The organism is Amycolatopsis sp. NPDC005961 (genome assembly GCF_040629235.1).
Classification (GTDB): Bacteria; Actinomycetota; Actinomycetes; order Mycobacteriales; family Pseudonocardiaceae; genus Amycolatopsis; species Amycolatopsis camponoti.
In genome coordinates, this window is the sequence record NZ_JBEXVF010000002.1 from 186,453 (window position 1) to 210,405 (window position 23,953).

Sequence of the window (23,953 nt, forward strand, 5' to 3'; positions counted from 1 at the left end):
GGGACAATCGACGCCGAGAGGCGCCGCCGACCTAGGAAGGCTCTGATGGCCGACTACTACGGGAACCAGCCCCAGGACGTCCGCCCGGGGATCGACGCGCGCAGGCTGTGGGCGGGCGGCGTGGCGACGGCGGTGATCGCCGCCCTGCTCGCGGTGGTCGGGCTGCTGATCGCGCGCGGCGTCTTCGAGGTCGAAGTGCTGGCCCCAAAAGGCGAGGGCGTCTGGGGCAACGCGAGCACCACGACGTACGCGCTGGTCGCCGCCGCGGTGGCCCTGCTCGCCACCGGGCTGATGCACCTGCTCAGCGTCGCCACCCCCGCGCCGTCGCAGTTCTTCGGCTGGATCATGGTGCTGGTGACGCTGATCGCGGTGGTCCTGCCGCTGACGCTGACCGTCGCCCCGAGCGCGAAGATCGCCACGGCCGCCATCAACCTAGTCATCGGGCTGGTGATCGCCACGGTGGTGAACAGCATGGCGGCCAGCGCGCGCACCCTGCACCGGCGCCGCAGCCAGCAGCAACCCGCGCCGCCGACGCGCCAGTACCCGCAACAGCCGCCGCCGACGACCCGCTACTACGACCAGTGAGCGTGGACACCGCCGACGTGCGGACGACGAACCGCCGCGTGATCGAGCAGTTCCGGGCGGGTGGCGAGGTCGAAGGCATGCACCGCGAGCGGCTGGTGCTGCTGACGACGACGGGCCGGCGCTCCGGTAAGCGGCGCACGGTGCCGATGATGTACCACCGCGACGGCGACAGACTGCTGGTCGTGGCTTCGAACATGGGGGCCGCGAAGCACCCGGGCTGGTACCTGAACCTGATCGCGGATTCCCGGGTGAAGGTGGAGGTGGACGGCGCGACGTTCGACGGGGAGGCGTTGCCGCTGCTGGGGGCGGACTACGTGCGGACGTGGACGGAGCTGGAGAAGCACTACCCGTTCCTGGTCGACCACCAGGCGAAGGCCCGGAAGGCCAAGCGGGTGATCCCGATCGTGGAACTGTCCGAAGAGGACCTCGGCTGAAGTCCTCTTCGGACCGGGACTACTTGCTCGCCACCCGCCGGTACTTCGCCGTGGCCAGCGGGGCGAACACCGCGATGATCGCCACGCAGCACAGGATCGCGTACAGCGCCGCGTTCTCGGCCGGCCACCCCGTCGGCGCCGGCCCGAACCGGTTGCCGAACAGGTCGCGCGTCGCGTTGATCACCGCCGTGAACGGGTTCCAGTCCGCGATCGCCTTGAGGAACGGCGGCAGCGTCTGCGTCGGGACGAACGCCGACGAGATGAAGCTCAGCGGGAACATCCAGACCAGCCCCAGGCTCTGCGCCACCTCCACGCTGCGCGCCGCCAGGCCGATCAGCGCGCCGACCCACGACAGGGCCCACGCGAACATCAGCATCACCAGGTACCCCAGCAGCGCGTCCCAGAAGCTGCCGCGGATCCGCCAGCCCACGATCAGGCCGCACGCCGACATCACGACCAGCGCCACCACGCTGACCACCAGGTCGGACGTCGTCCGGCCGAGGACCACCGCGATGCGAGACATCGGCAGCGAGCGGAACCGGTCGATGATGCCCTTCTGCAGGTCGTTCGCGAAGCCGATCACGGTGAACGCCGAGTTGAACGCCACCGTCTGGGCGAAGATGCCCGCGATGAGGAACTCGCGGTAGGCCGCGCCGCCCGACTCGCCGCCGATCGCGTTGCCGAAGACGTACGCGAACAGCAGCACGAACATGATCGGCTGCAGGGTCGCGGCCATCAGCCAGTCGGGGTTGCGGCGGACGTTCATCAGGTTGCGCCACGTGATGATGCGGCCGTCCGAGATGCCCTTCGCGATCGCGTTCACTTCGCCACCTCCTCGGCGGGTTCGGCGCCGTGGCCGGTCAGGGACAGGAACACGTCGTCGAGCGTCGGCCGGTGCAGGGCGACGTCCTGGACGGCGATGCCGTGGGAATCGAGCCGGCGCAGGGCTTCGATGAGCGCCTTCGGCCCGGTGTCGACGAAGATCTCGGCGCGCCGCGTGTGGTCGTCGCCGGACGGTTCGCCGGTGCCCACCTCGCGCAGCACTTCCAAGGTGGCCGGCAGGTCGGCGGCCGAGGCGACGACGAGCTCCAGCCGTTCGCCGCCGATCTGCGCCTTGAGCTCGTCGGCCGTGCCGCGCGCGATCACCCGGCCGTGGTCGATCACCACGATCGAGTCGGCGAGCTGGTCGGCCTCTTCGAGGTATTGGGTGGTCAGCAGCACGGTCGTGCCGTCCGCGACCAGCTCCTTGATGACGCCCCAGGTGTCGAGGCGCCCGCCCGGGTCGAGGCCGGTGGTCGGCTCGTCGAGGACGACGACGGTCGGCTCGGCGACCAGCGCGCCGGCCAGGTCGAGCCGCCGCCGCATGCCGCCCGAATAGCCCTTCGCCGGCCGGTCCGCGGCATCCTCGAGCGCGAACCGGGCCAGCAGCTCCCGGGCGCGCGAGCGCGCGGCGGACTTCCGCCTGCCGTAGAGCCGCCCGACCATGTAGAGGTTTTCGAACCCGGTGAGGTTCTCGTCGACGGCCGCGTACTGGCCGGACAGGCCGATCCGCTGCCGCACCTCGTCGGGCTGGGTCAGGACGTCGTACCCGGCCACCCGCGCCGACCCCGAGTCCGGCCGCAGCAGCGTCGTCAGGATGCGGACCATCGTGGTCTTCCCGGCGCCGTTCGGGCCGAGCAGGCCGAGCACGCGCCCGGCCGGGATGTCGAGGTCGACCCCGTCGAGCGCGCGGGTCGAACCATAGGTCTTGACGAGCCCGCGCACTTGGACGGCGCTGTCCGGTTCCGGCATGGCGGTTCCCCTCTCGTGACCCCGCCAAGCTAGGCCACGGCGCCCGCTTTGTCGTCCGGGATTATCCCTGAGCCGCCGCGAGCGTGACGGCCAGTTCCGGCGGCGTCCGCAGCGTCTGGAACACGACGCAATAGCGCTCGGTCAGCTTTTCGAGCGTGGCGAGCTGCTCTTCGGAAGCGTCGGTGTCCAGGGCGAACGACAGCCGGATCGCGCGGAAGCCCACCGGCGCGTCCTTCGCGACGGCGAGAGTGCCGCGGAAGTCCAGTTCGCCTTCGGCGCGGACCCGGCCGCCGCGCACCTCCAGGCCCAGCGACGTCGCCACCGCCCGCAACGTCACACCGGCGCACGCGACGAGCGCTTCCAGCAGCATGTCGCCGGAACACGCGAGGGTGCCGTCGCCGCCGGTCGCCGGGTGCAGGCCGGCTTCCACGACCGCGCGGCCCGTTTCGACCTTGCAGGAGATCCCGAGGCCGTCGAGCTCGGCGTCGGCGTGCAGCGTGACGACGGCGCTCTCCGGCTGCTCGCGGTACTTGTCCTTCAACGGGGCCTGGGTCGCGCGCAGCTCTTCGGTGTCCATGGGCCGATTCTGCCCCCCGCGGACAGCGGAAAGCGAAAAGGCGGGGAGCCGGATTTTCCGGTCTCCCCGCCTTTTCAGTGCGGATTCAGCGGTTTCAGCTCAGCGTCACCGCGACGTCGTCGATCACGAACGACGTCTGCAGCGAGCTGTCCTCGGTGCCGGTGAACTTCAGCGCCAGGGTGCCGCCGGCGGCCGACGAAACGTCGATCGTCTTGAGCGCGTACCCGGACGCCTTGTTCAGGTTGGAGTAGCTGCCCAGCGTCGCGCTGCCGTTGGTGACGGTCAGCTTGTCGTAGGCGGTGGTGGTGGTCGTTTCCGCGGTGTCGATGTGCACGTAGAACGTCAGGCTGGCGTGGCAGCCCGCCGGGATGCTGACCGACTGCGCGACCGACTCCGTGTGCGTGGAGCCGTAGCCGTCGAGCCAAGCGCTGTACGTGCCGCCGTGCGCGGCTTCACCCGAGGACGCCCACTGGCCGATGGCACCGGTGGTGCCGGTCCAGCTGCCGCTGCCCGATTCGAAGCCGCCGTTGACGATCTTCTGGCCGGAGCAGCCGGTGGTGGTGCCGACGGTCCAGGAGAACGACGCCGTGCCGGTCTTGTTGGCCGCGTCCTTCGCCGTCACCGTGACGCTCGAGGTGCCCGCGGTGGTCGCGGTGCCCGAGATCGTGCCGGTGGAGGCGTTGATCGACAGGCCGGCCGGCAGGCCGGTGGCGGTCCAGGAGTACGGCGCGGTGCCACCGCTGGCCGACAGCGGCAGGTTCACCGCGGTGCCGGTGACGGTCGACTGGTTGCCCGGGTTCGAAACGGTGACCGTGCCGGTCGCCGAGCAGGTCGGGTCGGCCGACTGCGCCGGCACGCTGATCGCGTCCCACGCCGCCTTGACGGTGTTGAACTCGGTGCAGCTGCCCGGGAAGAGGTTCTTCGCCGCGGTCAGCGTCCAGGTGCGGTACTTCAGGTACGAGCTGCTGGTGGTCTTGAGCAGCATCGCGTTGTAGAAGATCTTCACCGCGGTCTGGACACCGAGGCCGGTGATCGTCGAGCTGTTGCAGGTCGAGCTGGTCGGCTGCCCGTTGGTCGGGTTGGTGCCTTCGGCCAGCAGGTAGAACCAGTGGTTGCCCGGGCCGGCGGCCGCGTGCACCTCACCGTTGGGGACGGAGCTGTCGTAGCAGTTCTTGTCGCCCAGCGCCGACGGGTTGTACATGTTGCGGATCGGGCCGGAACCGACGAGGTTGACCTGCTCGCCGACGAGGAAGTCCGGCTGGTCGTAGGGAGCGGGCTCGTTCGCGAACCACTCGGTCGAGGCGCCGAAGACGTCCGCGACGAACTCCTGCGTGCCCGCACCGGAGATGCCACCCGGGGTGTGGTCGTCGATGCCGTGGCCGTGCTCGTGCGCGACGACGTCGATCGAGCCGATCCAGCCACCGGCGGTGTTCTTGCCGATCTGGACCTGGGTGCCGTCGTAGTAGGCGTTCTGGTCGTTCAGGCCGACGCGGATCGGCCAGCCGCCGCCGCTGCCGTCGAAGCTGTTGCGGCCCAGCCACTGCGAGAGCATCTTGTTCTCGGTCTGGGCGGCGAACAGCGCGTCGACGCAGCCGGTTTCGCGGTTGCTGGCGGTGCCGTTGCCCCAGAGGTCGTCCGGCCCGCTGAAGGTGGTGTTGTTGGCCGCGTCCTGGCAGGACGTGTTGGTGATCGTCGGGTCCTTCAGCGAGTACGTGCTGCCCGAGTGCGTGGTGTCGAGGTGCACCGGGTTCGGCCCGTTCCACGCGCTGGTGCCGTCACCGTTGAGGACGTGCTCCTGCGTCTTCAGCACCTTGCCGGTGCCGGCGTCGACGATGACGTCGAGCCGGCTCGGGCCTTCGGCGTCGCGGCCGACGACCGTGCTCTTCCAGGCCAGCGTCGGCGAGCCGAGCGCGTAGACGACCTGCTGGGCGGGGCTCACGCTGTCCACGGCGGACAGCTGCTGCCGAGCGGTCGCCTCGGCCGCGGCCTTCGTCACCTTGCCGGTGGTCGAGGCGAGGTTGATGGTCTGGTCCTGCGCGACGGAGGTGCCGAGCACCTGGCCCGTCGAGTTGGTCGCCACGACGAAGTCGCCGCCGACGACGGGCAGGCCCTTGTAGCTGCGCTCGTAGGGGATGTACTGGAGGCCGTTCGTCGAGGAAATCGCTTTCTGGGCCTGGAAAACGTCGTCCGCGCTGGCGTGCAGCGCGGCGGGCCTGCTCGCCACGAGGCCGGCGGCCGCGGTCGTGGCCTGGGCCAGGGCGCTCGGAGCCGCGTCCGGGGTGGCGTTCGGGGTGGGTTGCGCCTGTGCGGTACCGGTGATGCAGAGCGCGCCGACGAGTATGCCGGTTGCTGCCAAGACGACTGGACGTCTCAGTTCCATCGAGGGATCTCCTCCGGGCAGGGTGAACCAGACCCGGGTTCGAGACCGGGCCGGATCAAGGGGACGAGAGGTGGTGCTGTGGAACGGAAATCAGAATCCGGTGCCGGAGCCTCGTGAACAAGCGACTAACGTACGGTCTTATCTACCGGACGCAATAACTCCCAAAAGGGACATATCCCGCTATTGGGATTCGATCGGCTGACCGTCCACTCAGGACGGGAGCCGGATCACCGCCGTTCGGGTGATCTTTCCCGCCTCCGAAACGACGAAGGCCCCTTCGCCAGTGGATCGGCGAAGGGGCCTTCGTGGTACGAGTGTGTCAGGCGGTCTTCTCGCGCTTCGGGAGCTTCCAGCCCGGGCGCACGAAGTGGCACGTGTACCCGTTCGGGATGCGCTGCAGGTAGTCCTGGTGCTCCGGCTCGGCCTCCCAGAAGTCGCCCACCGGGCTGACTTCGGTGACGACCTTGCCCGGCCACAGCCCGGACGCTTCGACGTCGGCGATCGTGTCCTCGGCGACGCGCTTCTGCTCGTCGTTTTCGAAGAAGATCGCGGAGCGGTAGCTCAGGCCGATGTCATTGCCCTGACGGTTCTTCGTCGTCGGGTCGTGCACCTGGAAGAAGAACTCGAGCAGGTCGCGGAACGTGGTCCGGGTGGGGTCGTAGACCACCTCGATGGCCTCGGCGTGCGTGCCGTGGTTGCGGTAGGTGGCGTTCGGGACGTCGCCGCCGCTGTAACCGACCCGGGTCGAGATGACCCCGGGCTGACGGCGGAACAGCTCCTGCATGCCCCAGAAGCAGCCGCCGGCCAGGACGGCCCTTTCGGTTGACGTGCTCACGGCGTCACTCCTTCTCTCGTCTGGTGCTGCCACCTGTACAACTTCGGCGGTACACCGATGATTCCACGAGAGGGTTACGGAAGCCTGACGTCACCCGGCCTGCAGCTTCGCCAGGGTGAGGACGTCGCCGCCGATGCCCCAGCCGCCGTCGGCGACCTCCTCGACCAGCACCATCGTGTTCGCGCGGGCGCGGTCGCCGTAGATCTCGGCGTACAGGTCGGTGGTGCGGGTCACGATCAGCTCCTTCTGCTCCGGGGTGAGGGTGCCGGTGGGGACCTTGAAGTTGGCGAACGGCATCGTGAGCGTCCTTTGTTATCGATGGTTTCGTGCTTGCGTAATCGACGCTAACACGAGCGACGAATCGACGCTACCCTCTACTTGATATCGATGATACTCGCTGGTAGCGTCGAGGGGGTGGACGTGAGAACGCGGATCCTGGAGGCGGCGGCCGACCTGCTGGCGCACTCCGGCGACTTCTCCACGCGGGCGGTCTGCGAAGCGGCCGGCGTCGGGGCGCCGGCGCTGTACCGGCAGTTCGGCGACAAGGAAGGCCTGCTCGCCGCCGTCGTCGACCACGGGTTCGAGCGGTACCTCGCCGGCAAGCGGGCCGCGAAGCCGTCCGGCGACCCGGTGCGCGACCTGCGCGACGGCTGGGACAACCACGTCGCGTTCGCGCTCGCCCACCCCAACCACTACCGCCTGATGTACTCGGGCCTGTCGACGCCGCCGGGGGCGGCCGCCGAGGCGCACGGCCTGCTGCTCGCGGTCCTGGAGCGCTGCGCGGCGGCGGGACGGCTGACGCTGCCGCCGCCGCTCGCCGCGCAGATGGTGATGGCGGCCAACGCCGGTGTCGCGCTGTCGATGATCACGCGGCCGGAGCTCTACCCGGACGCCGGGTTTTCCGTCCGGGTGCGCGAAAGCGTGCTGGCCGCGGTCCTCGCGGCGCCGCGGCCGGAGCCGGACGACGTCGCCGCGACGGCGACGACGCTCGCCGCTCAGCTGCCTTCCGCGGTACCGGGGGACCTGACGGCCGCCGAAGTGACCTTGCTACAGGAGTGGCTGGCGCGGTTGAGCGTCCACAGTGGACGCTGAGCCGGACGGCCGCGCCGGTTGGGCCGTCCGCGAGCAACTTTTCCTTCGGGGCGGCGGGGGTGGGACGATGAGCCGGGGCCGGTCCCCGATCCGGTTCCGGGGAGGCGCGCGATGCGCGACCACGACGTGACGCTCTCGGAGCGGACCAGCGGTGCGCTGGTCGTCGAAATCCAAGGCGAGCTGGACATCGGCACCGTGCTGCGGTGGACGACGGTGATCGAAGCCGCCATCTGCGAACTGCCGGAGCCGCACCTGCTGGTCCTCGACCTGACGGCGCTGCGGTTCCTGTCGGTGCGCGGGGCCCGGGGGTTGCTCGAGGCGGTGGAGAGCTGCCGGGACCGCGGCATCACCGGCTGCTTGATCGTCCCGCCGGGCGGCGCGGCCGACCGGGTGGTGCGGCTGACGGGGCTGGCCACCCGGGTCCCGGTCTTCCCGAGCCGGCTGACGGCGATCGCCGCCTGCCAGCCGGTGGAGATGCGGTGGCTGCCGGGCTGACCCGCACGCGGACGTCAGACGGCCGCACCTCGCCGCCGGGCGCCCGCCGCCGGAACAGCCCAGCCACCCCGGCCGCGGCTGCCCGCCCGCGGTGTCTTCGGCCGGGGCGGCTATTCGCCGCGCATCGAGCGGCGGATCTGGGCGAGCCGGTCCTTGGCCGCCTGGTCGCGGTCGGCGATCTGCTTGTCGAGGGCTTCGGCGGTGTTCTCCGTGCCCAGTCCCGCGACGTCGGCGGCGCCCAGCGACGTCGTGTAGCGGTTCTCGATCTTGTCGCGGACGAAGTCGAAGCTGGGCACCCCGCCCTCGCTGTAGTCCGGGTCGGGGAGCGGCGGCGAGGGGATCGCCAGCGCGGCGGTCGGCGTCTCGTCGACGATCTCGCCTTCGACGATGTTCTCGTCCTCGGGTTTGCTCACGCTCCGAGCTTAGCGCCGGTGGCGGCCCGCCGGGTCCGCCAGCGTCTCGCGGACGGCCCGCTCGACGAGGATCGGGACGAACGCGTGGATCCGCGCGGCGGCGAACCGGGTCCGTTCGCGTTCGACGAGGCTGTGGGCGGACGTCGGGTCCAGGTCCGCGTAGTCCTGACGCAGCCGGTCCTCGACCACGTGCAGCTGGAGGTCGAGCTGTTCGGAGGCGATCGTGTCGAGCGTCTGAGTGGTCATGGAGTTCTAGTACCGCGCCAGAAGAACCCCACGTGAACGGAAGATGAACGACAGGTGAGGCTCGGCCAGTGGGTAATTCGGCCGTGGGGCGGTGCGGCCCGGTGGGGAATTCTCGACCGCGCAGAGCCGGTATCCGGAGGGAGCAGACCATGAGTGCCGGGGCCTACCGCGCCGAGACCACCGAAATGGGGACGGTCGCCAAGGCGGTCGAGGAAGTCGGGTCGTCCTTCCTCTCGACCACCCGCGACCTGGAAGGCCTGGTGCTGGACGCGATGTCGTTCGCCGGCATCGGCAGCGGGGTCGCCGCCGCGAACTCGGCGTTGCACTCCTCGCTGGGCAGCGCGCTCCAGAAGTTCCTGAGCCTCATCACGAACGTCAACCAGAACGTCCAGACGGCCGCGAACGGCTACAACGCCGCCGACTCCGACGTCGCGCAGGCCTACGGCGGTGGTCGGAACGCCGCTGCTCAGGGTGGCGGGGGAGCGGCGGCCGCGGCGGCACCGCCGCAGCTCGACGCGCGGGTCGTCGACTCGATCATGCGCTCCGAAGGTGCGACCGGTGAGCAGGGCGGCGTGCCGGAGGCGTACGGCTTCCGGCAGAACATGCACAACGGCTACGACCGGATCATCGCCGCGCGCGAGCAGTACGGCATCGGCAGCGCCGAAGAACGCGCCGTCGTCTCGGACCTGATGACCGCGAACGCGCGCACCGCGGGCGCGCTCAACTTCACCGACCCCGGCGCGCAGGCCGCGGTCATGTCCGGCGCGCACATGCGGGGCGCCGGCGGCGTCCGCGCGATCCTCAACCACATGGCGGGCGACGACATCGTCCGCAGCTCGGGCGCGATCAGCGACGCGGCCGTGCAGCACGCGCAGGGCCTCACGCCGGAGCAGTTCCAGCAGGAGTTCCACGACGCGCGCATCGAGTACGACCGCCAGATCTACGGGGACACGACCACCCGTCAGGGCGGGCACACCGCGAACTGGTGGGACCGCTACGGCAACGGCCTGACCCAGCGCTACGACCGCGAGCAGAACGAGTTCCTCCGGCTGTCGCAACCTCAGGAGTGATCGCCGGTTCGAAGATCGGAAAACGGGGCACCCTACATCGTGTAGCCGAACGACAACGGGAGGCACGCGATGAACCGGAGGATGATCGCACTACTGGGCGGGGTCGCCGCGATGGCGGGGACCTTGGCGTTCGCGGGAACGGCCGAAGCGGCGTCATCGACGCCGTGCGCTGCCGCCGCGAAGGCCTGCGTCCAGCGCAGTTCGAATACGGCGTGGCTGACGGACGGCGCCGGCCACGTCACCTACGGCGGAGTCCCGATCACGGTCGGGCTCGCGAAGTACCCGACGCCGCTCGGGACGTTCCACGTGCAGTACAAGGACATCGACCACTACAGCAAGCAGTTCAACGGGCCGATGCCGTACTCGGTGTTCTTCACGAACACCGGCGTGGCGTTCCACCAGGGCAGCCTGAAGGTCAAGTCGCACGGGTGCGTGCACCTTTCGCACGCGGCCGCGGTGACGTTCTACAACTCGCTGCACCCGGGTGACGTCGTCCAGGTCGTGCCCTGATCCGTCCCGTGTGGACGGTCGAGGAGCGCGCCGGTGACGGCGCCGAAGACCAGGTGGTCCAGGACCTGCGGGACGCGGGGAAGCGTCTGCACGGCCGGGTAGGCCCGGCCGGCTACGCCAAGGTCCAGCGCCGCGATCGCCAGCCCGGCAGCCGCGCCTCGGAGCGGTCCGAGGCGGTGCCGCCGGGCGGTCGCGGCGAGGACCCCGGTCCAGGCGGCCGAGACGACGACGTGCGCGATCAGCCCGGCGGCGACGCCGGGCCGGTCGCGTCGGCCGGGCAGCAGGGTGCCCGCGGCGCGGGTGGCGGTCAGCGGGTCGCGCCCGGTGAAGAGAGCGTGGGCCGTGGACGGGATCCCGCTCACGACCGCGGCGACGGCTCCGGCGCGGAAAGCCCGGCGAGCCGACGCCGTGAACGGCCCTTTCACCCCGGCGTCCGGCTCACCCGGCCGCCAGGTACGCGGCGACGCGGACGCGCAGGCCGCGGACGTGCGGCAGCGCGATCGTGAAGCTGCGCGCCGGCCGGTACCCGGGCCACGGATCGCCGTGGGTGCACGGTCCGGTGAAGTACACGAAACCGTCTTCGTCGTCGTAACGGCCTGGTGACCAGCGCGTGGCGTCGCCCGCCCGGCGGTCCCGGCACTCGGCCCGCGCCAGCCAGTACGCCTCGTGCTTCATCACGCGCCTGAGCTGCGCGGCGAAGGCCGTCAGTTCGTCTTCGGGCAGGCCCAGACCGCGCCCGCCCCACACCCGCGGTGCGCGTTCATAGGTGCGCCCGGGACAACCGAACGTGACCGCGCCCTCTTCGTAGCGACGGGTCCAGTGACCGGTTTCCCTTGTCAGGGCGGAGAAAGAGGATCCGCCGGTGATCTCCAGCGTCATGGGGGAACGATAGTCGATCACGTGCCGACGGGTACCGCCGCGCGGGTGTCGATCGGTGATCTCATGGTGTATACAGTATGCAGTAGCCTGCCTGGGCAGAGGAGACCGCCATGTATTCCGTCACGAACCCCGCCACCGGTGAACTCGTGGAGGAGATCCCGAACTCGACCGACGAGGAGGTCCGCGCCGCGATCGACCGCGTCCACGGCGGGTTCGCGGCCTGGCGCGCCCGGCCGGTCGCCGAGCGGGCCGCGATCGTGCTGCGCGCGGCGGAGCTGTTCGCCGAACGCGCCGACGAGCTGGCCGCGATCATGACCCTCGAAATGGGCAAGCGGATCAACGAGGGGCGCGGCGAGGTCGGCGTCGTCGTCGACATCTTCCGGTACTACGGCGAGCGCGGCCCGGAGCTGCTGGCCGACGAGCCCCTCCCGATCCGCGGCGGCGAAGCGGTGCTGACGAAGGAGCCGATCGGGGCGTTGCTCGGCGTCATGCCGTGGAACTTCCCGGCCTACCAGGTCGCCCGGTTCGTGGCGCCGAACCTGGTGCTGGGCAACACGATCCTCCTCAAGCACGCGTCGATCTGCCCGCGCTCGGCGACGGCGATCGAGAGCGTGCTGCGCGACGCGGGGGTGCCGCCGGACGCGTACGTGAACGTGTTCGCGTCGAGCCGCCAGGTCCCGTGGATGCTCGCCGACCCGCGCCTGGTCGGGGTCTCGCTGACGGGCAGCGAGCAGGCGGGGATCTCCGTCGCGGCCGAGGCCGGGCGGAACCTCAAGAAGTGCGTCCTGGAGCTGGGCGGGTCCGACCCGCTGATCGTGCTGGACACCGACGACCTGGACGAGACGGTCAAGATCACCGCAACGGCCCGGATGCGCAACTGCGGGCAGTCGTGCAACGCGCCGAAGCGGATGATCGTTTTGGGTGAGCTTTACGACGAGTTCGTGGACCGGTTGGCCAAGCGTGTGGCGGAGTATTACGTGCCGGGCGACCCCGCTGATCCGGCGACGACGCTGCCGCCGTTGGCTTCCGTCGCGGCGGCCGACGAGGTGGCTGGTCAGGTCTCGACGGCTGTCCGGGAGGGCGCGAAGTTGCGCGCCGGCGGGCGGCGGGTGCCCGGCCCGGGCGCGTACCTGGAGGCCACGGTCCTCACGGACGTGACCCCGCAGATGGCGGCGTACCACGAGGAGATCTTCGGCCCGGTGGTCCTGGTTTTCCGCGCGGAGACAGAGGAGGAAGCGATCGCCTTGGCCAATGACACGCCGTTCGGGTTGGGGGCCAGCGTGTTCGGAACGGACCGGGAGCGGGCGGTTCGCGTGGCCCGGCGGATCGAGGCTGGGATGGTTTATCTCAACAAGTCGGGTGGGTCGGAGGCGGATTTGCCGTTCGGGGGGATCAAGCGATCGGGGATTGGGCGGGAACTGGGGCCTTTGGGGATTGAGGAGTTCATGAACAAGAAGCCTATTCGGCTTTGAGTCCCCTCCGCCCATCGCCGCCGTTCCTGCGGCAGTCGCTACGGGATGATGCCCTTCGAGTTCAGTGCGTCCGTCAGCCGCTCGCGCAGTTCCTGAGCCGTTGCCTGGACGTCGATCTCCGCCGGGGGTGACAGGACCTTCGAAATCACCGTCGACAGGTTCTGGTACGCCGGGGTCAACGGGCGGACCGCCGCGTCCGTCAATGCTGCCTGGATGTCGCCCTTCATCGGGTACTGGTCCGCCATGGTCGGGTTTTCCTTCGGGTCCGCCGGTTTCGCCGGATCCAACGGCGCGTTGTCGCGGTAGATCGAGGCGATGCTCGGGGGAATGCCGTCCACCAGGGCCTGGTACTTCTGCGATGTCGCGTTGCGCAGGCACAGCGCCGCTTCGAACGCCTCCGGCTTGTGCTGGGAATACGTCGACACCGCCAGGTTGAACCCGCCGATCGTGACGCGGCTCGGCTGGCCCGCGACCACCGACGGGTAGCGCGTCCACTTGAAGTGGGCCAGGTCCTGGGGCTTTTCCTTCGCGTAGGACGCATACACGAACGGCCAGTTCAGCTCGGTCGCCGCTTGGCCGCGCTGGAAGGCCTGGCGGATGTCGTCCTCCTTCTGGTTCGTCAGGGACGGGTCCGTGATCCCCGCTGTCGTGAGCGTCTTCAACAGCGAAAGCGCCTTCACCGCGCCGTCGTCCATCACCACGGACTTGCCGTCGTCGGACAGGATGTGGCCGCCTGCGGACGCCACCAGCGTGTTGTAGAAGACGACCAGCCCTTCGTACTGCGCACCCGTGAACACGACCTGGTACGGCTTCCCGGCGGCCTTCAGCTGCTGCGCCTGCGTCATGAGCTCGTCGAACGTCTTCGGCGGCGACGGCGTGATCCGGTCGTCGTACCAGAGCAGCTGGACGTTGGTGTTCTTCGTCGCGCCATAGAGCTTGCCGTTCCACTTCGCGGTGGCCAGCGGCCCCGGCAGCACGTCCTGCGTGGCCGCCGCCGCGCTCGCGCCGGTCCACTCCTCGGCCCAGCCCGCTTCCGCGAACTCCGGGACCCACGTGACGTCGAGGCCGAGCACGTCCAGCGACGTGTCGCCCGCGGCGAGCCGGCGGACCATCTGCTCGCGCTGGCCGTCCGCGCCGCGCGGCAGCTTGTTGTAGACGATCTTGTACCGGCCGCCGGCCTCCTGTGTGCACCGGTCGACCACGTTCTGGAGGTGGTCCTCCGGCGAGATGTACAGGTTGATCGTCAGCCCGCCGGCGGAGGAGCACGCGCTGAGCGTGGTGGCGGCCAGCAGGGCCGCGCCGGTGAGGGGGAGGAACAGGCGCATGTCGGCCTCCTTGCCGGGCAGGCGACGCCATTGCAAGCGCTTGCATCGATGATTAGCCTTGATCAAGGGCACTGTCAATGCCTGGAACTCGTCCGGTTGCAAGCGCTTGCAACGAATGGGGCAGGGGATGCCGGAGAAGCTCGACGACGTGGCGCGGCTGGCGGGAGTCTCGGCGGCCACCGTGTCGCGGGCGCTGCGCGGGGTGCCCGGCGTCGCCGCCCGCACGCGGACGCGGGTGCTCGCGGCCGCCGCCGAGCTCGGGTACGCCGTCTCGCCCGCCGCGTCGAGCCTGGCCACGGGCCGGACCGGGACCGTCGGGGTGATCGTGCCCTACGTCGACCGCTGGTACTTCTCGCGCCTCATCTCCGGCGTCGAGCGGGTGCTGCGCGACGCCGGGACCAGCCTGCTGCTCTACAACCTCGGCGACGACCCGGGCCGCGCGCGGTTCTTCGCCGGCCTCCCGCTGCGCCGCCGGGTCGACGCCGTGCTCGTGCTTTCCCTGCCGCTGAAGGACGCCGAACGCGAGCAGGTGCTGGGCCTCGGCGTTCCGCTCGTCACGATCGGCACCGAGGAACCCGGCGGGGACTCCGTCGGGATCGACGACCACGGCGCCGCGGTGTCCGCGATGCGCCACCTCGTCCAGCTCGGTCACCGCGAGATCGCGTTCATCGGCGAGAGCGCCCCGATCCCGCTCGGGTTCTCGACGCCGCTGCGTCGGCTGGCCGCGTATCGCGAGGTCTACCACGCGGTGTGCCGCGAAGACGGCCGCGAGCCGGAGGCGGCGTTCGAGACCGGGGGCGGGTTCACCGTCTCGGGTGGGGAGCGGGCGATGGGCGCCCTCCTCGGCTTGCCCCGCCGGCCGACCGCGGTGTTCGCCGCCTCCGACGAGATGGCCTTCGGGGCGCTGCGGACGCTGCGCCGCGCGGGACTGCGGGTACCCGGCGACGTCTCGGTGATGGGGTTCGACGATCACGAACTGGCCGGATTGCTCGAGCTGAGCACCGTCTCGCAGCCCGTCACCGAGCTGGGCGAGCGGGCCGGCCGGCTCCTCCTGGCGCGATTGTCCGGGGGAAAAATCGCGACATCTCCGGTGATTCTCGGGACACAACTAGTCCTTAGGGGCAGTACTGCGCCGCCCGCGCGCCGCTGACCTGCTGTTTTTCCGGTGTTGCTCTGTTCGGTCGATTGCGGCCTACTCGATCTTTAGGTCAAATAATCGCCGACAAGGATTAATCGCCGTGAGGAGCTGGCTGTGCACTGGGGGTCCGTGCTCGAACTCGAAGACAGCGGAGCGGGGATGGTCCGCCCGTACTTCCGCACCCACGGCAGGACCCGGCCGACCCGGGACCTCCCGATCGAGACGCTGGTGTCGATCACCCAGCGGGGGCGGGCCGTGGTGCGGGGCAGCACGCAGGAGGAGACGGAGATCTGCGCGCTGCTGCGGACTTCGCAGTCGGTCGCCGAGGTCGCCGCGCGCCGGCGGATCCCGCTGGGGGTGGCGCGGGTCCTGCTGTCCGATCTGGCGGACCGGGGGATCGTCGCCGTGCACACCGCCCGCAAGGGATCCGGGAACCGGCCGAGCCTCGAGCTGATGGAACGCATCCTCCACGGCCTCAGCCGGCTGTGAACTCCCTGATCAGCCGGGCGAACTCGGTCGGCTGGTCCAGCGGGAGCAACGTGTAGCTGTCGGCCACCTCCACGAGCTTCCCCTTCGGTAGCAACGCTTCCAGCCGCCGGCCGTGGTCGAGGGGCATGACGCGGTCCTCGGTCGCCCAGGCCAGGAGCACCGGCCGGTCGAAGCTCGGCAGCCGTTCGGCCGCCTCGAGCAGGAAGCCCGGCGAAGCGGCCGCCGCCCGCAGGACGCGGACCGTGTCGCGGCGGATCGCCGCGTCGGCCAGGAGCGGGCGGATCCAGCGGGCCGTCGCCGCGTCACCGCGCTTGGTCAGCCAGCCGAACGCGATCGGGAGCCGCCGTGCCGCGCGCAGCCGCATCTGCTGCATGAACACGCCGAACAGGCCCGGGGACAGCTTGCCGGTGGCGACCAGCGTCTTGCCGGTGAGCCCGGGCGGGAAGTTGTCGAACGCGTCGCACGAGCCGAGGACCACGCCACTCACCCGAGGCGCGCCGTCCGCCATCAGCAGCTGCACCAGCGCGCCGCCGGTGTCGACGCCGACGAGGGTGACGTCCCGCAGGTCGAGGCGCTCGAGGAACTCCGCGAGCAGCGCGGCGATGCCGCTCATCGAAAGGTCGGCGTCCTCGTGCATCGGCTGCCGGTGCGCGCCCAGCGGCAGCGTCGGGACGACGCACCGGTGGCCGGTCAGCTCGGCGACCGGCCCGTCCCGCAGGGTGCCGTCCATCAGCAGGCCGTGGACGAAGACGACGACCGGGCCCGGCCCGCCCGTGTCGGTGTACTCGACGGTTCCCGCAGTCAGCTCGATCCGCATGCCGAAAGTGAACCATGTGGTTCGCAAACTGTCGAGACGTCAGGAAGCCGCTTCCTCCCGTTCGACCGCCCGCAGCAGCGCCTCGAACCCGGCGGCCGCGCTGTCGCCGTCCGCGCTGGTCAGCAGGTCCACGAGGAAGCCGCGCAGCGTCGCGAGGATCATCGACGCGACCTCGAACTTCCGCTGCTCCGGCCAGTCGGGCGGGCAGAACGACACCAGCGTCGGCAGGTACTGCTGGGACGCGCCCCGCCCGAGCGCCGCGTACCGGCCCGGGTCGTACATCGCCAGGCCCATCGCCTGGTCGAGGACCCGCCGCAGTGCGGACTCCTCGTCGCGCAGGCTCACCCAGGCGGCGCGGACCCGGTCGGTCAGCGACGCCGACGACGCGGCGACCGCGGTAAGTGCGTTGTCGATCCGCCGCTCGCGCAACGAAAAGACCACTTGGCGGAGCAGGTCTTCGGCGCTTTCGAAGTGGTAGAGCAGCACCTTGTGCGTGGTCCCGGCCGACTTCGCCGCGCGCCGCAGCGAGAAGTCGACGAGACCGTTCTCGGCGACGTCGTCGGTGATCGTCGCCAGCAGTTCCCGGCGTCGTGTCTCGCCGCGGGCCGAGCCGGCCGAGCGCCGGTAGCCGGTAGCGTTCTCCATGCGGGACAGCTTGGCACGGGGAGGGGACGTTCATGCGGGTGCTGGTGACCGGGGGCAACGCCGGGATCGGCTACTTCGCCGCCGAACAGCTGGCTTCGGCCGGCGCGGAAGTGGTGATCGGCAGCAGGGATCCGGCGAAGGCGGAAAGCGCGCGGACCGCCATCCGGTCGCGGGTCGCCGGGGCGAAGGTCGAGCACGTCCGGATCGACCTCGCCGACCTGGCCTCGCTCGAAGCGGTCGACGCCGGCGAGCTCGACGCCGTCGTCTGCAACGCGGGAGTGGCGCTCGACAACCCGCCGCGGCGCGAGACCGCGGGCGGCCACGAGCTGATGTTCGGCACCAACCACCTCGGGCACTTCGCCCTGGTCGCCCGGCTGATGCCGCGGCTGGCGCCGGACGCGCGCATCGTCACCACCGGCAGCTTCGCCGCGAAGTCCGCGAAGCTCGACTTCGCCGATCTTCAGAGCGAGCGCGATTATCAGCCGAAGCGAACCTACGAACGGTCGAAGCTGGCCCAGATGCTCTTCGCCTTCGAACTGGACCGGCGGCTCCGCGAGGCCGGTTCGAAGCGGCTGAGCGTGGTGGCCCATCCCGGCGGCGCACTCGATGCGCTGACACCGTCGCGGCCGCCGGTGCACGTCCGCGGCGCGGGTCAATGGCTGCGCGGCCTGCCCATGCGTGCGCTGGTGCACGGCAAGGACGCCGGTGCGCGGCCCGCCGTCCGCGCGGTGCTCGGCCCGGACGTCACCGGCGGGCAGCTGTGGGGCCCGCGCGTGTTCGGCCTGCGCGGCCGTCCCCGCCTCGAGGAGCGCTGGACGAACCTGACCGACGACGCGGCCGCCGAGCGGCTGTGGGCGGAAAGTGTCACGCTGACCGGGCTGGACCCCCTGGGCTGAATGCACAGTCGTCAGGCGGGGACTGTGCACATCGCACGGTGACGTCGCCGGGACCGCTGCTTACGGTGCGGGGAACCAATCCCCGTCCCCTTAGGAGGTCGGCGTGGCCTCAACAGTCGGTGTCGATGACTATGCCCTCACCAGAGTGCCGGACCACGCCCGGTACTCGTGGTGGTCGGTCGCCGTCCAGCGGTTCGGCCAGGTGTCCGCCCTGTCCCAGTTCCTCCTCGGAGCCACCGTCGGCTTCGGGATGAGCTTCTGGAACGCGGTACTGGCGTTCACGCTCGGCTCGGTCATCCTGGAGCTCATCACGATCCTCGTCGGCGTCATCGGCGTCCGCGAAGGTCTGTCCACGTCCATGATCGCCCGCTGGACCGGCTTCGGCCGCGGCGGCTCGGCGCTCATCGGGCTCGCCATCGGGATCAGCCTCATCGGCTGGTTCGGCATCCAGTCCGCGGTGTCCGCGCAAGGTCTCGTCGCGCTCATCGGCGGCCTGCCGGAATGGGGCTGGGCGCTGCTGTTCGGCCTGCTCGTCACCGCGATCGTGGTGCGCGGCTTCCACTCCATGGCCTGGACGGCGTACCTGACCGTGCCGGCCTTCCTGATCCTCGTCGGCTGGTCGATCATCTCCGAGCTGACCCGCCACGACCTCGGCGCGCTCGTCTCCTCGGCCCCGCCCGGGCCGTCGCTGAGCCTGCTGCAGGGCACCACGCTGGTCGCCGGCGGCTTCATCGTCGGCGCCGTCATCACCCCGGACATGACCCGCTTCAACCGCACGACCGCCGACGTCGTCAAGCAGACGCTCGTCGGGATCACCCTGGGCGAGTACGTCATCGGCCTGTCCGGCGTCCTGCTCGCGCACGCCGTCGGCAGCGCGGGCATCACCACCATCGTGACGTCGTCGGTCGGCTGGATCGGGCTGCTGATCGTCATCGCCGGCACGATCAAGATCAACGACTGGAACCTGTACTCCTCGGGCCTCGGCGTCGTGAACTTCATCGGCACGGTGTCGGGGCGCAAGGCCCACCGCGGGGTCGTCACGGCGGTGCTCGGCCTGGCCGGCAGCGTGCTCGCCGCGGCCGGGATCCTGGCGAAGTTCACCGACTTCCTCACCGTGCTGGGGGTCGCGTTCCCGCCGATCGCCGGGATCATGGTCGCCGAGTACTTCGTCGTGAAGAAGTGGCGCGGCGACCTGGAATCCGCCCGGGCGCGGGGAACCGTGCCCGAGGACGCGCCGGTGTGGGTGCCCGCGACGCTCGTCGTCTGGGTCGCCGCCGCGTTGTTCGGCGAGTTCGTCGAATGGGGCCTGCCGAGCATCAACTCGCTCGTCGTGGCCTTCGTCCTGTACGTCGTCGCCGGGAAGCTCGGCCTGGTGCGGGGGATCGGCAGCAGCCGGACCGCCGAGGCCGCTCCCGCCGTCCAGTCTGCTTAAGGAGAACCTTCGTGCGCATCGGCATCGACGTCGGCGGCACCAACACCGACGCTGTCCTGCTCGACGGCCGTCAGGTGCTCGCCTCGGTCAAGACCAGCACGACCGCGGACGTCACCTCGGGCATCGTCGCCGCGATCGACGGCCTGCAGCGGCAACGCGCGTTCGACCCGGCGGCGGTGCGGGCGGTGATGATCGGCACCACGCACTTCATCAACGCGCTCGTCGAGGCCCACCGGCTCGCGCCGACCGCGGCCGTGCGGCTGAGCCTGCCGGCCGGGGCGTCGCTGCCGCCGATGGTCGACTGGCCGCAGCGGCTCGTCGACGCGGTGTCGGGGCGCAGCTACCTGGTCCACGGTGGACACGAGTTCGACGGACGGCACATCGCGGAGCTCGACGAGAGCGAGCTGCGCAAGGCCGCCGACGACATGGGGGAGGCCGGGGTGCGCAGCGTCGCCATCACCTCGGTCTTCTCCCCGGTCAACGCCGAGTTCGAGGCCCGCGCGGCGGAGATCATCGGCGCGCAGCTGCCGGACGTCGCGATCTCGCTGTCCCACGAGATCGGCCGGATCGGCTTGCTGGAAAGGGAAAACGCGACGGTGATCAACGCGGCGCTGCGCGAGCTGGCCGCGCACATCGTCGACGGACTGTCCGCTTCGGTCACCGGCGCGGGCATCACCGCGCCGCTGTACCTGAGCCAGAACGACGGCACGCTGATGGACGTCGACTTCGCCCGCCGCTACCCGGTGGCGACCTTCGCTTCGGGGCCGACGAACTCGATGCGCGGCGCGGCCGTGCTGTCCGGTTTGGACACCTGCGCGGTGGTCGACGTCGGCGGCACGACGTCGGATGTCGGCGTGCTGCGGCAAGGCTTCCCGCGGGAGGCGACCACGGACGTCAGCGTCGCGGGGATCCGGACCAACTTCCGGATGCCGGACGTGCTGTCGATCGGCATCGGCGGCGGCAGCCGGGTGCGGGGCGACGCCGGGAACGTCACCGTCGGCCCGGACTCCGTCGGCTACGAGCTGACGTCGAAGGCGCTCGTCTTCGGCGGGGACACGCTCACCGCGACCGACATCGCGGTCGCGGCGGGACGGGCCGACATCGGGGACGCTTCGCTCGTGGCGCATTTGGACAAGGCGCTGGTCCGGGCGGCGCTGGACAAGATCGCCGCCGATGTGTCCGATGTGGTCGAACGGATGCGGACGTCCGCGGAGCCGTTGCCGGTCGTCGCCGTCGGCGGCGGTTCGGTGCTGCTGCCGGACGCGCTCGCCGGGTGCGGCGAGGTGCGCCGGCCGGAGAACTACGCCGTGGCCAACGCGATCGGCGCGGCGATCGCGCAGATCGGCGGCGAGGTCGACCGCGTCTACGTGATCGAGCCCGGCCGCCGCGAAGCGGTCGTCGAGGAGGCGAAGCAGGAGGCCATCGACCGCGCGGTCGCCGCCGGCGCGTCGCCTGCTTCGGTCGGCATCGTCGACTTCGACGAGGTGCCCATCCCGTACCTGCCCGGCAACGCCACGCGCATCCGCGCCAAGGCCGTCGGCGACCTGCAGCTGGGGGCGTGATGCGCGAGATCACTTCGGACGACCTCGGCGACATCGCGCGCGGCGCGGCGATCCTCGGCACCGGCGGCGGGGGCGACCCGTACATCGGCCGGTTGCTCGCGCTGTCCGCGGTCCGCTCGCACGGTTCGGTACCGCTGGTTCCGCTCTCCGAGGTGCCGGACGGCGCCGTCGTGCTGCCCGTGGCGATGATGGGCGCGCCCACGGTGATGGTGGAGAAGCTGCCGTCGGCCGAGCAGGTCGGGCTCGCGGCGCGCACGCTCGCCGCGTACCTCGGCAAGGAGCTGACGCACATCGCGTGCGCCGAGGCGGGCGGGGTCAACTCGCTCATCCCGGTCGTCGCGGCCGCCCAGCTGGGGCTTCCGCTGGTGGACGCGGACGGCATGGGCCGGGCGTTCCCCGAGCTGCAAATGGTTTTGCCGACTTTGTACGGCATCCGCGCGACCCCGATGTCCATCGCGGACGAGAAGGGCAACCGCGGGGTACTGGACACAGTGGACAACCGCTGGGCCGAGCGGCTGGCCCGGTCGGCGACCATCGACATGGGCTGCTCGGCGATGATCAGCAACTACGCGATGTCCGGGACGCAGGCCCGGGAGTCGCTGGTGCCCGGCACGCTCAGCCTGTGCGCCGAGCTGGGTGCACTGGTCCGGGCCGCTCGTTCGGAAAACGCCGATCCGGTCGAGCGGGTCGTCTCCCGCTTGGGTGGGCGACGGCTGTTCAGCGGCAAGGTCGTCGACGTCGCCCGCCGGACGGTCACCGGGTTCGCCCGTGGCGAGGCCCGCCTGACCGGGATGGACGGTGACGAAGGTGCCGAGCTGGTGCTGCGGTTCCAGAACGAGCACCTGGTGGCCGAGCGCGACGGCGTCGTCGAGGCGTCGGTGCCCGACCTGATCTGCACGCTGGAACGCGAGACCGGGGAAGCCGTCACGACCGAAGGCCTGCGGTTCGGCCAGCGCGTCACGGTCATCGCCGCGCCCGCCGACCCGCGCTGGCACACGCCGGAGGGGATCGCGCTCGCCGGGCCGCGGTACTTCGGCTACGACATCGACCCGATCGGAGTCGCCGGGTGAGCTGGACCCTGACCGAGGCCGACCTGCCCGACCTCGCCCGCGGCGCCGCGGTGCTCGGTACCGGCGGCGGTGGCGACCCGTACGTCGGCCGGCTGCTCGTGCGCGAGGCGATCCGCGAGCACGGGCCGATCACGATCCTCGACCCGTCCGAAGTGGACGACGACGCGCTCGTGATCCCGACCGCCCAGATGGGCGCGCCGACCGTCGTGCACGAGAAGCTGCCCAACGGGTCCGAGCCCGTGCTGGCCCTGCGGACGCTGGAGAAGCACCTCGGCCGGCGCGCCGACGCGACCATGCCGATCGAGTGCGGGGGCATCAACTCGATGATCCCGCTGGTGGTCGGCGCGCGGCTCGGGCTGCCGGTCGTCGACGCCGACGGCATGGGCCGGGCGTTCCCGGAGCTGCAGATGGAGACGTTCGGCGTCTACGGCGTCACCGGGTCCCCGATGGCGATCGGCGGCGAACGCGGCGAGACGACGGTGATCGACACCGGCGCGGACAACAAGCGGATGGAGTGGCTGGCCCGCGGCGTCACCATCCGGCTGGGCGGCGTCGCGCACATCGCCGAGTACGCGATGAGCGGCGCCGACGTCAAGCGGACCGCCGTGCCGCAAACGCTTTCGCTGGCGCTGACCGTGGGCCGGACGATCCGGTCGGCTCGTGAACGCAACGAGGACCCGGTTTCCCGACTGGCCGCCGCGCTGGTCGAGACGCCGTACCAGCACCTGCGGGTGCTGTTCCGCGGCAAAGTGTCCGATGTGGAGCGGCGGACCGAGGCGGGCTTCGCGCGCGGACGCGCCGCGGCGGTGTCGTTCGACGGCTCGAGCAAGCTGGAGATCCTGTTCCAGAACGAGAGCCTCCTGGCCACTGTGGACGGTTCAATGCGGTGCGTGGTGCCCGACCTGATCTGCGTGCTGGAGGCGGCGACCGCCGAGCCGATCACCACCGAGACGCTGCGGTACGGCCAGCGCGTCACGGTCGTCGGCATCTCGACGCCGGCGCTGATGCGCACGCCGGAGGCGCTGGACACGTTCGGCCCGGCCGCGTTCGGGCTGCCGCACGGCTTCGTCCCCGTGGAGGAGATCGGATGAGCTTGGCCGGGAAGCACGTCGTGATCATCGGTGGCGGGTCGGGCATCGGGCTGGAGGTGGCCCGGCGGGCTGCTGCTTCGGGCGCGTCGGTCCACCTCGGCGGGCGCACATCCGAGAAGCTGGCGGCGGCGGCCGAGCCTCTCGGGGCGACGTGGCAGGTCGTCGACGGCACCGACCAGGACTCCCTGGCCGCGTTCTTCGGTGCCCTCGACCGCGTCGACCACCTCTTCACGCCCGGCGCGTCCTACACGGTCGGGCCACTGCGGGAGCTGAGCGACGAGGACGCGGCCAGCCCGTTCGTGACGAAGTTCTGGGGCCAGTACCACGCCGTCAAGCACGCGGTGCCGCGGCTGGCTCCCGAAGCGTCCATCGTGCTGATGTCCGGGGCGGCGAGCGTCCGGCCGCCGGGCGCGGCGCCCGCGTACGTCGCCTGCAACGCCGCGGTCGAAGGTCTTGGGCGGGGACTGGCGGTCGAGCTGGCGCCGGTGCGGGTGAACGTCGTCGCGCCGGGGACCATCGACGGGAACCTGTGGGCGGGGCGGCCCGCGGAAGTGCGTGAGGCGAGTTTCGACCAGTACTCGCGGGACACCCTGTTGCACCGTGTCGGGAAGGAGTCCGAAGTGGCCGATGCCGTGCTGTACCTGTTCGGCAGCACTTACACGACCGGGTCGACGCTCTACCCCGACGGTGGCTACGCCCTGCGCTGAGC

At 70.8% G+C, this 23,953-nt stretch carries 28 protein-coding genes; 15 read left to right on the forward strand and 13 right to left on the reverse strand.

Features of this window, described 5'->3' with window-relative positions; genetic code table 11:
- The first annotated feature begins 45 nt into the window (after nucleotides 1-45).
- Nucleotides 46-585 (forward strand): DUF6069 family protein, encoded by a 540-nt coding sequence (locus ABZ342_RS02715; protein ID WP_155546321.1) that lies wholly within the window; start codon nucleotides 46-48, stop codon nucleotides 583-585.
- A complete protein-coding gene (locus tag ABZ342_RS02720; RefSeq protein WP_360468292.1) occupies nucleotides 582-1,019 on the forward strand; it encodes a nitroreductase/quinone reductase family protein in 438 nt (145 codons plus the stop codon). Before ABZ342_RS02715 ends, ABZ342_RS02720 begins: the two co-directional genes overlap by 4 nt.
- 19 nt (nucleotides 1,020-1,038) lie before the next feature.
- Here ABZ342_RS02720 and ABZ342_RS02725 read toward each other — a convergent pair whose 3' ends face one another.
- From ABZ342_RS02725 to ABZ342_RS02750, 6 genes are all read right to left on the reverse strand, one after another.
- Nucleotides 1,039-1,842: an ABC transporter permease gene (locus tag ABZ342_RS02725; protein WP_360468293.1), complete on the reverse strand. Its 804-nt coding sequence runs from the start codon at nucleotides 1,840-1,842 to the stop codon at nucleotides 1,039-1,041.
- On the reverse strand, nucleotides 1,839-2,810 hold the full coding sequence (locus ABZ342_RS02730; protein ID WP_360468294.1) for an ATP-binding cassette domain-containing protein: 972 nt from the start codon (nucleotides 2,808-2,810) through the stop codon (nucleotides 1,839-1,841). The genes ABZ342_RS02725 and ABZ342_RS02730 overlap by 4 nt, the downstream gene beginning before the upstream one ends.
- Before the next feature lie 61 nt (nucleotides 2,811-2,871).
- The gene (locus ABZ342_RS02735) at nucleotides 2,872-3,387 is read right to left on the reverse strand and encodes an OsmC family protein (RefSeq protein WP_360468295.1); all 516 of its coding nucleotides are present in this window, start codon (nucleotides 3,385-3,387) and stop codon (nucleotides 2,872-2,874) included.
- 94 nt (nucleotides 3,388-3,481) lie between these two features.
- Nucleotides 3,482-5,767, reverse strand: a complete 2,286-nt coding sequence (locus ABZ342_RS02740; protein ID WP_360468296.1) for a M4 family metallopeptidase — start codon at nucleotides 5,765-5,767, stop codon at nucleotides 3,482-3,484.
- 319 nt (nucleotides 5,768-6,086) lie between these two features.
- A complete protein-coding gene (gene msrA / locus ABZ342_RS02745) occupies nucleotides 6,087-6,602 on the reverse strand; it encodes a peptide-methionine (S)-S-oxide reductase MsrA (protein WP_360468297.1) in 516 nt (171 codons plus the stop codon).
- Nucleotides 6,603-6,692: 90 nt separating this feature from the next.
- Nucleotides 6,693-6,899 (reverse strand): 4-oxalocrotonate tautomerase family protein, encoded by a 207-nt coding sequence (locus ABZ342_RS02750; protein ID WP_360468298.1) that lies wholly within the window; start codon nucleotides 6,897-6,899, stop codon nucleotides 6,693-6,695.
- Between the two features lie 117 nt (nucleotides 6,900-7,016).
- On the opposite strand from ABZ342_RS02750, the gene ABZ342_RS02755 reads away from it, so the two are divergent.
- Nucleotides 7,017-7,694, forward strand: coding sequence for a TetR/AcrR family transcriptional regulator (locus tag ABZ342_RS02755; protein ID WP_360468299.1), 678 nt, complete (start codon nucleotides 7,017-7,019; stop codon nucleotides 7,692-7,694).
- A gap of 111 nt (nucleotides 7,695-7,805) precedes the next feature.
- Nucleotides 7,806-8,189 carry an STAS domain-containing protein gene (locus tag ABZ342_RS02760; RefSeq protein WP_360468300.1) on the forward strand — a complete coding sequence of 128 codons (384 nt, stop codon included), beginning with the start codon at nucleotides 7,806-7,808 and terminating at the stop codon, nucleotides 8,187-8,189.
- Between the two features lie 110 nt (nucleotides 8,190-8,299).
- On the opposite strand, the gene ABZ342_RS02765 is transcribed toward ABZ342_RS02760, so the two are convergent.
- Together ABZ342_RS02765 and ABZ342_RS02770 are read right to left on the reverse strand one after the other, a co-directional pair.
- Entirely contained in the window at nucleotides 8,300-8,602 is a 303-nt protein-coding gene (locus ABZ342_RS02765; protein ID WP_155546331.1) for a hypothetical protein, read from the reverse strand.
- A gap of 9 nt (nucleotides 8,603-8,611) precedes the next feature.
- Nucleotides 8,612-8,848 carry a three-helix bundle dimerization domain-containing protein gene (locus tag ABZ342_RS02770; RefSeq protein ID WP_155546332.1) on the reverse strand — a complete coding sequence of 79 codons (237 nt, stop codon included), beginning with the start codon at nucleotides 8,846-8,848 and terminating at the stop codon, nucleotides 8,612-8,614.
- A 149-nt stretch (nucleotides 8,849-8,997) separates the two neighbouring features.
- Here ABZ342_RS02770 and ABZ342_RS02775 point away from each other — a divergent pair, with 149 nt between their 5' ends.
- Nucleotides 8,998-9,918: a hypothetical protein gene (locus ABZ342_RS02775; protein WP_360468301.1), complete on the forward strand. Its 921-nt coding sequence runs from the start codon at nucleotides 8,998-9,000 to the stop codon at nucleotides 9,916-9,918.
- Nucleotides 9,919-9,987: 69 nt separating this feature from the next.
- Nucleotides 9,988-10,428: a L,D-transpeptidase gene (locus ABZ342_RS02780; protein WP_360468302.1), complete on the forward strand. Its 441-nt coding sequence runs from the start codon at nucleotides 9,988-9,990 to the stop codon at nucleotides 10,426-10,428.
- Here ABZ342_RS02780 and ABZ342_RS02785 read toward each other — a convergent pair.
- A complete protein-coding gene (locus ABZ342_RS02785) occupies nucleotides 10,383-10,853 on the reverse strand; it encodes a hypothetical protein (protein ID WP_360468303.1) in 471 nt (156 codons plus the stop codon). The two genes, ABZ342_RS02780 and ABZ342_RS02785, sit on opposite strands and share 46 nt — an antisense overlap.
- A gap of 13 nt (nucleotides 10,854-10,866) precedes the next feature.
- The gene (locus tag ABZ342_RS02790) at nucleotides 10,867-11,307 is read right to left on the reverse strand and encodes a hypothetical protein (RefSeq protein ID WP_360468304.1); all 441 of its coding nucleotides are present in this window, start codon (nucleotides 11,305-11,307) and stop codon (nucleotides 10,867-10,869) included.
- Between the two features lie 110 nt (nucleotides 11,308-11,417).
- Here ABZ342_RS02790 and ABZ342_RS02795 point away from each other — a divergent pair, with 110 nt between their 5' ends.
- The gene (locus ABZ342_RS02795) at nucleotides 11,418-12,779 is read left to right on the forward strand and encodes an NAD-dependent succinate-semialdehyde dehydrogenase (RefSeq protein ID WP_360468305.1); all 1,362 of its coding nucleotides are present in this window, start codon (nucleotides 11,418-11,420) and stop codon (nucleotides 12,777-12,779) included.
- 38 nt (nucleotides 12,780-12,817) lie between these two features.
- On the opposite strand, the gene ABZ342_RS02800 is transcribed toward ABZ342_RS02795, so the two are convergent.
- Entirely contained in the window at nucleotides 12,818-14,104 is a 1,287-nt protein-coding gene (locus ABZ342_RS02800; RefSeq protein ID WP_360468306.1) for an ABC transporter substrate-binding protein, read from the reverse strand.
- 127 nt (nucleotides 14,105-14,231) lie between these two features.
- On the opposite strand from ABZ342_RS02800, the gene ABZ342_RS02805 reads away from it, so the two are divergent.
- Both ABZ342_RS02805 and ABZ342_RS02810 read left to right on the forward strand, forming a co-directional pair.
- Complete coding sequence (locus ABZ342_RS02805; RefSeq protein WP_360468307.1) at nucleotides 14,232-15,254, forward strand: LacI family DNA-binding transcriptional regulator; 1,023 nt, start codon at nucleotides 14,232-14,234, stop codon at nucleotides 15,252-15,254.
- 102 nt (nucleotides 15,255-15,356) lie between these two features.
- Nucleotides 15,357-15,731 carry a DUF742 domain-containing protein gene (locus ABZ342_RS02810; protein WP_155546340.1) on the forward strand — a complete coding sequence of 125 codons (375 nt, stop codon included), beginning with the start codon at nucleotides 15,357-15,359 and terminating at the stop codon, nucleotides 15,729-15,731.
- Here ABZ342_RS02810 and ABZ342_RS02815 read toward each other — a convergent pair.
- Together ABZ342_RS02815 and ABZ342_RS02820 are read right to left on the reverse strand one after the other, a co-directional pair.
- A complete protein-coding gene (locus ABZ342_RS02815) occupies nucleotides 15,718-16,548 on the reverse strand; it encodes an alpha/beta hydrolase (RefSeq protein ID WP_360468308.1) in 831 nt (276 codons plus the stop codon). The two genes, ABZ342_RS02810 and ABZ342_RS02815, sit on opposite strands and share 14 nt — an antisense overlap.
- Nucleotides 16,549-16,587: 39 nt before the next feature.
- Complete coding sequence (locus tag ABZ342_RS02820) at nucleotides 16,588-17,193, reverse strand: TetR/AcrR family transcriptional regulator (protein WP_360468309.1); 606 nt, start codon at nucleotides 17,191-17,193, stop codon at nucleotides 16,588-16,590.
- A gap of 32 nt (nucleotides 17,194-17,225) precedes the next feature.
- Here ABZ342_RS02820 and ABZ342_RS02825 point away from each other — a divergent pair, with 32 nt between their 5' ends.
- The 6 genes from ABZ342_RS02825 to ABZ342_RS02850 all read left to right on the forward strand — a co-directional run bounded on the left by ABZ342_RS02825 (nucleotide 17,226) and on the right by ABZ342_RS02850 (nucleotide 23,951).
- A complete protein-coding gene (locus ABZ342_RS02825) occupies nucleotides 17,226-18,089 on the forward strand; it encodes an SDR family NAD(P)-dependent oxidoreductase (protein WP_360468310.1) in 864 nt (287 codons plus the stop codon).
- Between the two features lie 103 nt (nucleotides 18,090-18,192).
- Nucleotides 18,193-19,521, forward strand: a complete 1,329-nt coding sequence (locus ABZ342_RS02830; protein WP_155546344.1) for a cytosine permease — start codon at nucleotides 18,193-18,195, stop codon at nucleotides 19,519-19,521.
- An 11-nt stretch (nucleotides 19,522-19,532) separates the two neighbouring features.
- Complete coding sequence (locus ABZ342_RS02835) at nucleotides 19,533-21,083, forward strand: hydantoinase/oxoprolinase family protein (RefSeq protein WP_155546345.1); 1,551 nt, start codon at nucleotides 19,533-19,535, stop codon at nucleotides 21,081-21,083.
- Complete coding sequence (locus tag ABZ342_RS02840; RefSeq protein ID WP_360468311.1) at nucleotides 21,083-22,153, forward strand: DUF917 domain-containing protein; 1,071 nt, start codon at nucleotides 21,083-21,085, stop codon at nucleotides 22,151-22,153. Before ABZ342_RS02835 ends, ABZ342_RS02840 begins: the two co-directional genes overlap by 1 nt.
- Nucleotides 22,150-23,244 carry a DUF917 domain-containing protein gene (locus tag ABZ342_RS02845; protein ID WP_360468312.1) on the forward strand — a complete coding sequence of 365 codons (1,095 nt, stop codon included), beginning with the start codon at nucleotides 22,150-22,152 and terminating at the stop codon, nucleotides 23,242-23,244. The genes ABZ342_RS02840 and ABZ342_RS02845 overlap by 4 nt, the downstream gene beginning before the upstream one ends.
- Entirely contained in the window at nucleotides 23,241-23,951 is a 711-nt protein-coding gene (locus ABZ342_RS02850; RefSeq protein WP_360468313.1) for an SDR family oxidoreductase, read from the forward strand. Before ABZ342_RS02845 ends, ABZ342_RS02850 begins: the two co-directional genes overlap by 4 nt.
- Nucleotides 23,952-23,953: the final 2 nt, after the last annotated feature.

Excerpts from the sequence above, each read along its gene's own strand:
- ABZ342_RS02750 (WP_360468298.1), bottom strand. The coding sequence starts at position 6,899 with ATGCCGTTCGCCAACTTCAAGGTCCCCACCGGCACCCTCACCCCGGAG.
- ABZ342_RS02775 (WP_360468301.1), top strand. The coding sequence starts at position 8,998 with ATGAGTGCCGGGGCCTACCGCGCCGAGACCACCGAAATGGGGACGGTC.
- ABZ342_RS02730 (WP_360468294.1), bottom strand. The coding sequence starts at position 2,810 with ATGCCGGAACCGGACAGCGCCGTCCAAGTGCGCGGGCTCGTCAAGACC.
- ABZ342_RS02795 (WP_360468305.1), top strand. The coding sequence starts at position 11,418 with ATGTATTCCGTCACGAACCCCGCCACCGGTGAACTCGTGGAGGAGATC.
- ABZ342_RS02740 (WP_360468296.1), bottom strand. The coding sequence starts at position 5,767 with ATGGAACTGAGACGTCCAGTCGTCTTGGCAGCAACCGGCATACTCGTC.
- ABZ342_RS02850 (WP_360468313.1), top strand. The coding sequence starts at position 23,241 with ATGAGCTTGGCCGGGAAGCACGTCGTGATCATCGGTGGCGGGTCGGGC.
- ABZ342_RS02840 (WP_360468311.1), top strand. The coding sequence starts at position 21,083 with ATGCGCGAGATCACTTCGGACGACCTCGGCGACATCGCGCGCGGCGCG.
- ABZ342_RS02735 (WP_360468295.1), bottom strand. The coding sequence starts at position 3,387 with ATGGACACCGAAGAGCTGCGCGCGACCCAGGCCCCGTTGAAGGACAAG.
- ABZ342_RS02820 (WP_360468309.1), bottom strand. The coding sequence starts at position 17,193 with ATGGAGAACGCTACCGGCTACCGGCGCTCGGCCGGCTCGGCCCGCGGC.
- ABZ342_RS02760 (WP_360468300.1), top strand. The coding sequence starts at position 7,806 with ATGCGCGACCACGACGTGACGCTCTCGGAGCGGACCAGCGGTGCGCTG.
- ABZ342_RS02715 (WP_155546321.1), top strand. The coding sequence starts at position 46 with ATGGCCGACTACTACGGGAACCAGCCCCAGGACGTCCGCCCGGGGATC.
- ABZ342_RS02815 (WP_360468308.1), bottom strand. The coding sequence starts at position 16,548 with ATGCGGATCGAGCTGACTGCGGGAACCGTCGAGTACACCGACACGGGC.
- ABZ342_RS02805 (WP_360468307.1), top strand. The coding sequence starts at position 14,232 with ATGCCGGAGAAGCTCGACGACGTGGCGCGGCTGGCGGGAGTCTCGGCG.
- ABZ342_RS02790 (WP_360468304.1), bottom strand. The coding sequence starts at position 11,307 with ATGACGCTGGAGATCACCGGCGGATCCTCTTTCTCCGCCCTGACAAGG.
- ABZ342_RS02825 (WP_360468310.1), top strand. The coding sequence starts at position 17,226 with ATGCGGGTGCTGGTGACCGGGGGCAACGCCGGGATCGGCTACTTCGCC.
- ABZ342_RS02800 (WP_360468306.1), bottom strand. The coding sequence starts at position 14,104 with ATGCGCCTGTTCCTCCCCCTCACCGGCGCGGCCCTGCTGGCCGCCACC.
- ABZ342_RS02770 (WP_155546332.1), bottom strand. The coding sequence starts at position 8,848 with ATGACCACTCAGACGCTCGACACGATCGCCTCCGAACAGCTCGACCTC.
- ABZ342_RS02780 (WP_360468302.1), top strand. The coding sequence starts at position 9,988 with ATGAACCGGAGGATGATCGCACTACTGGGCGGGGTCGCCGCGATGGCG.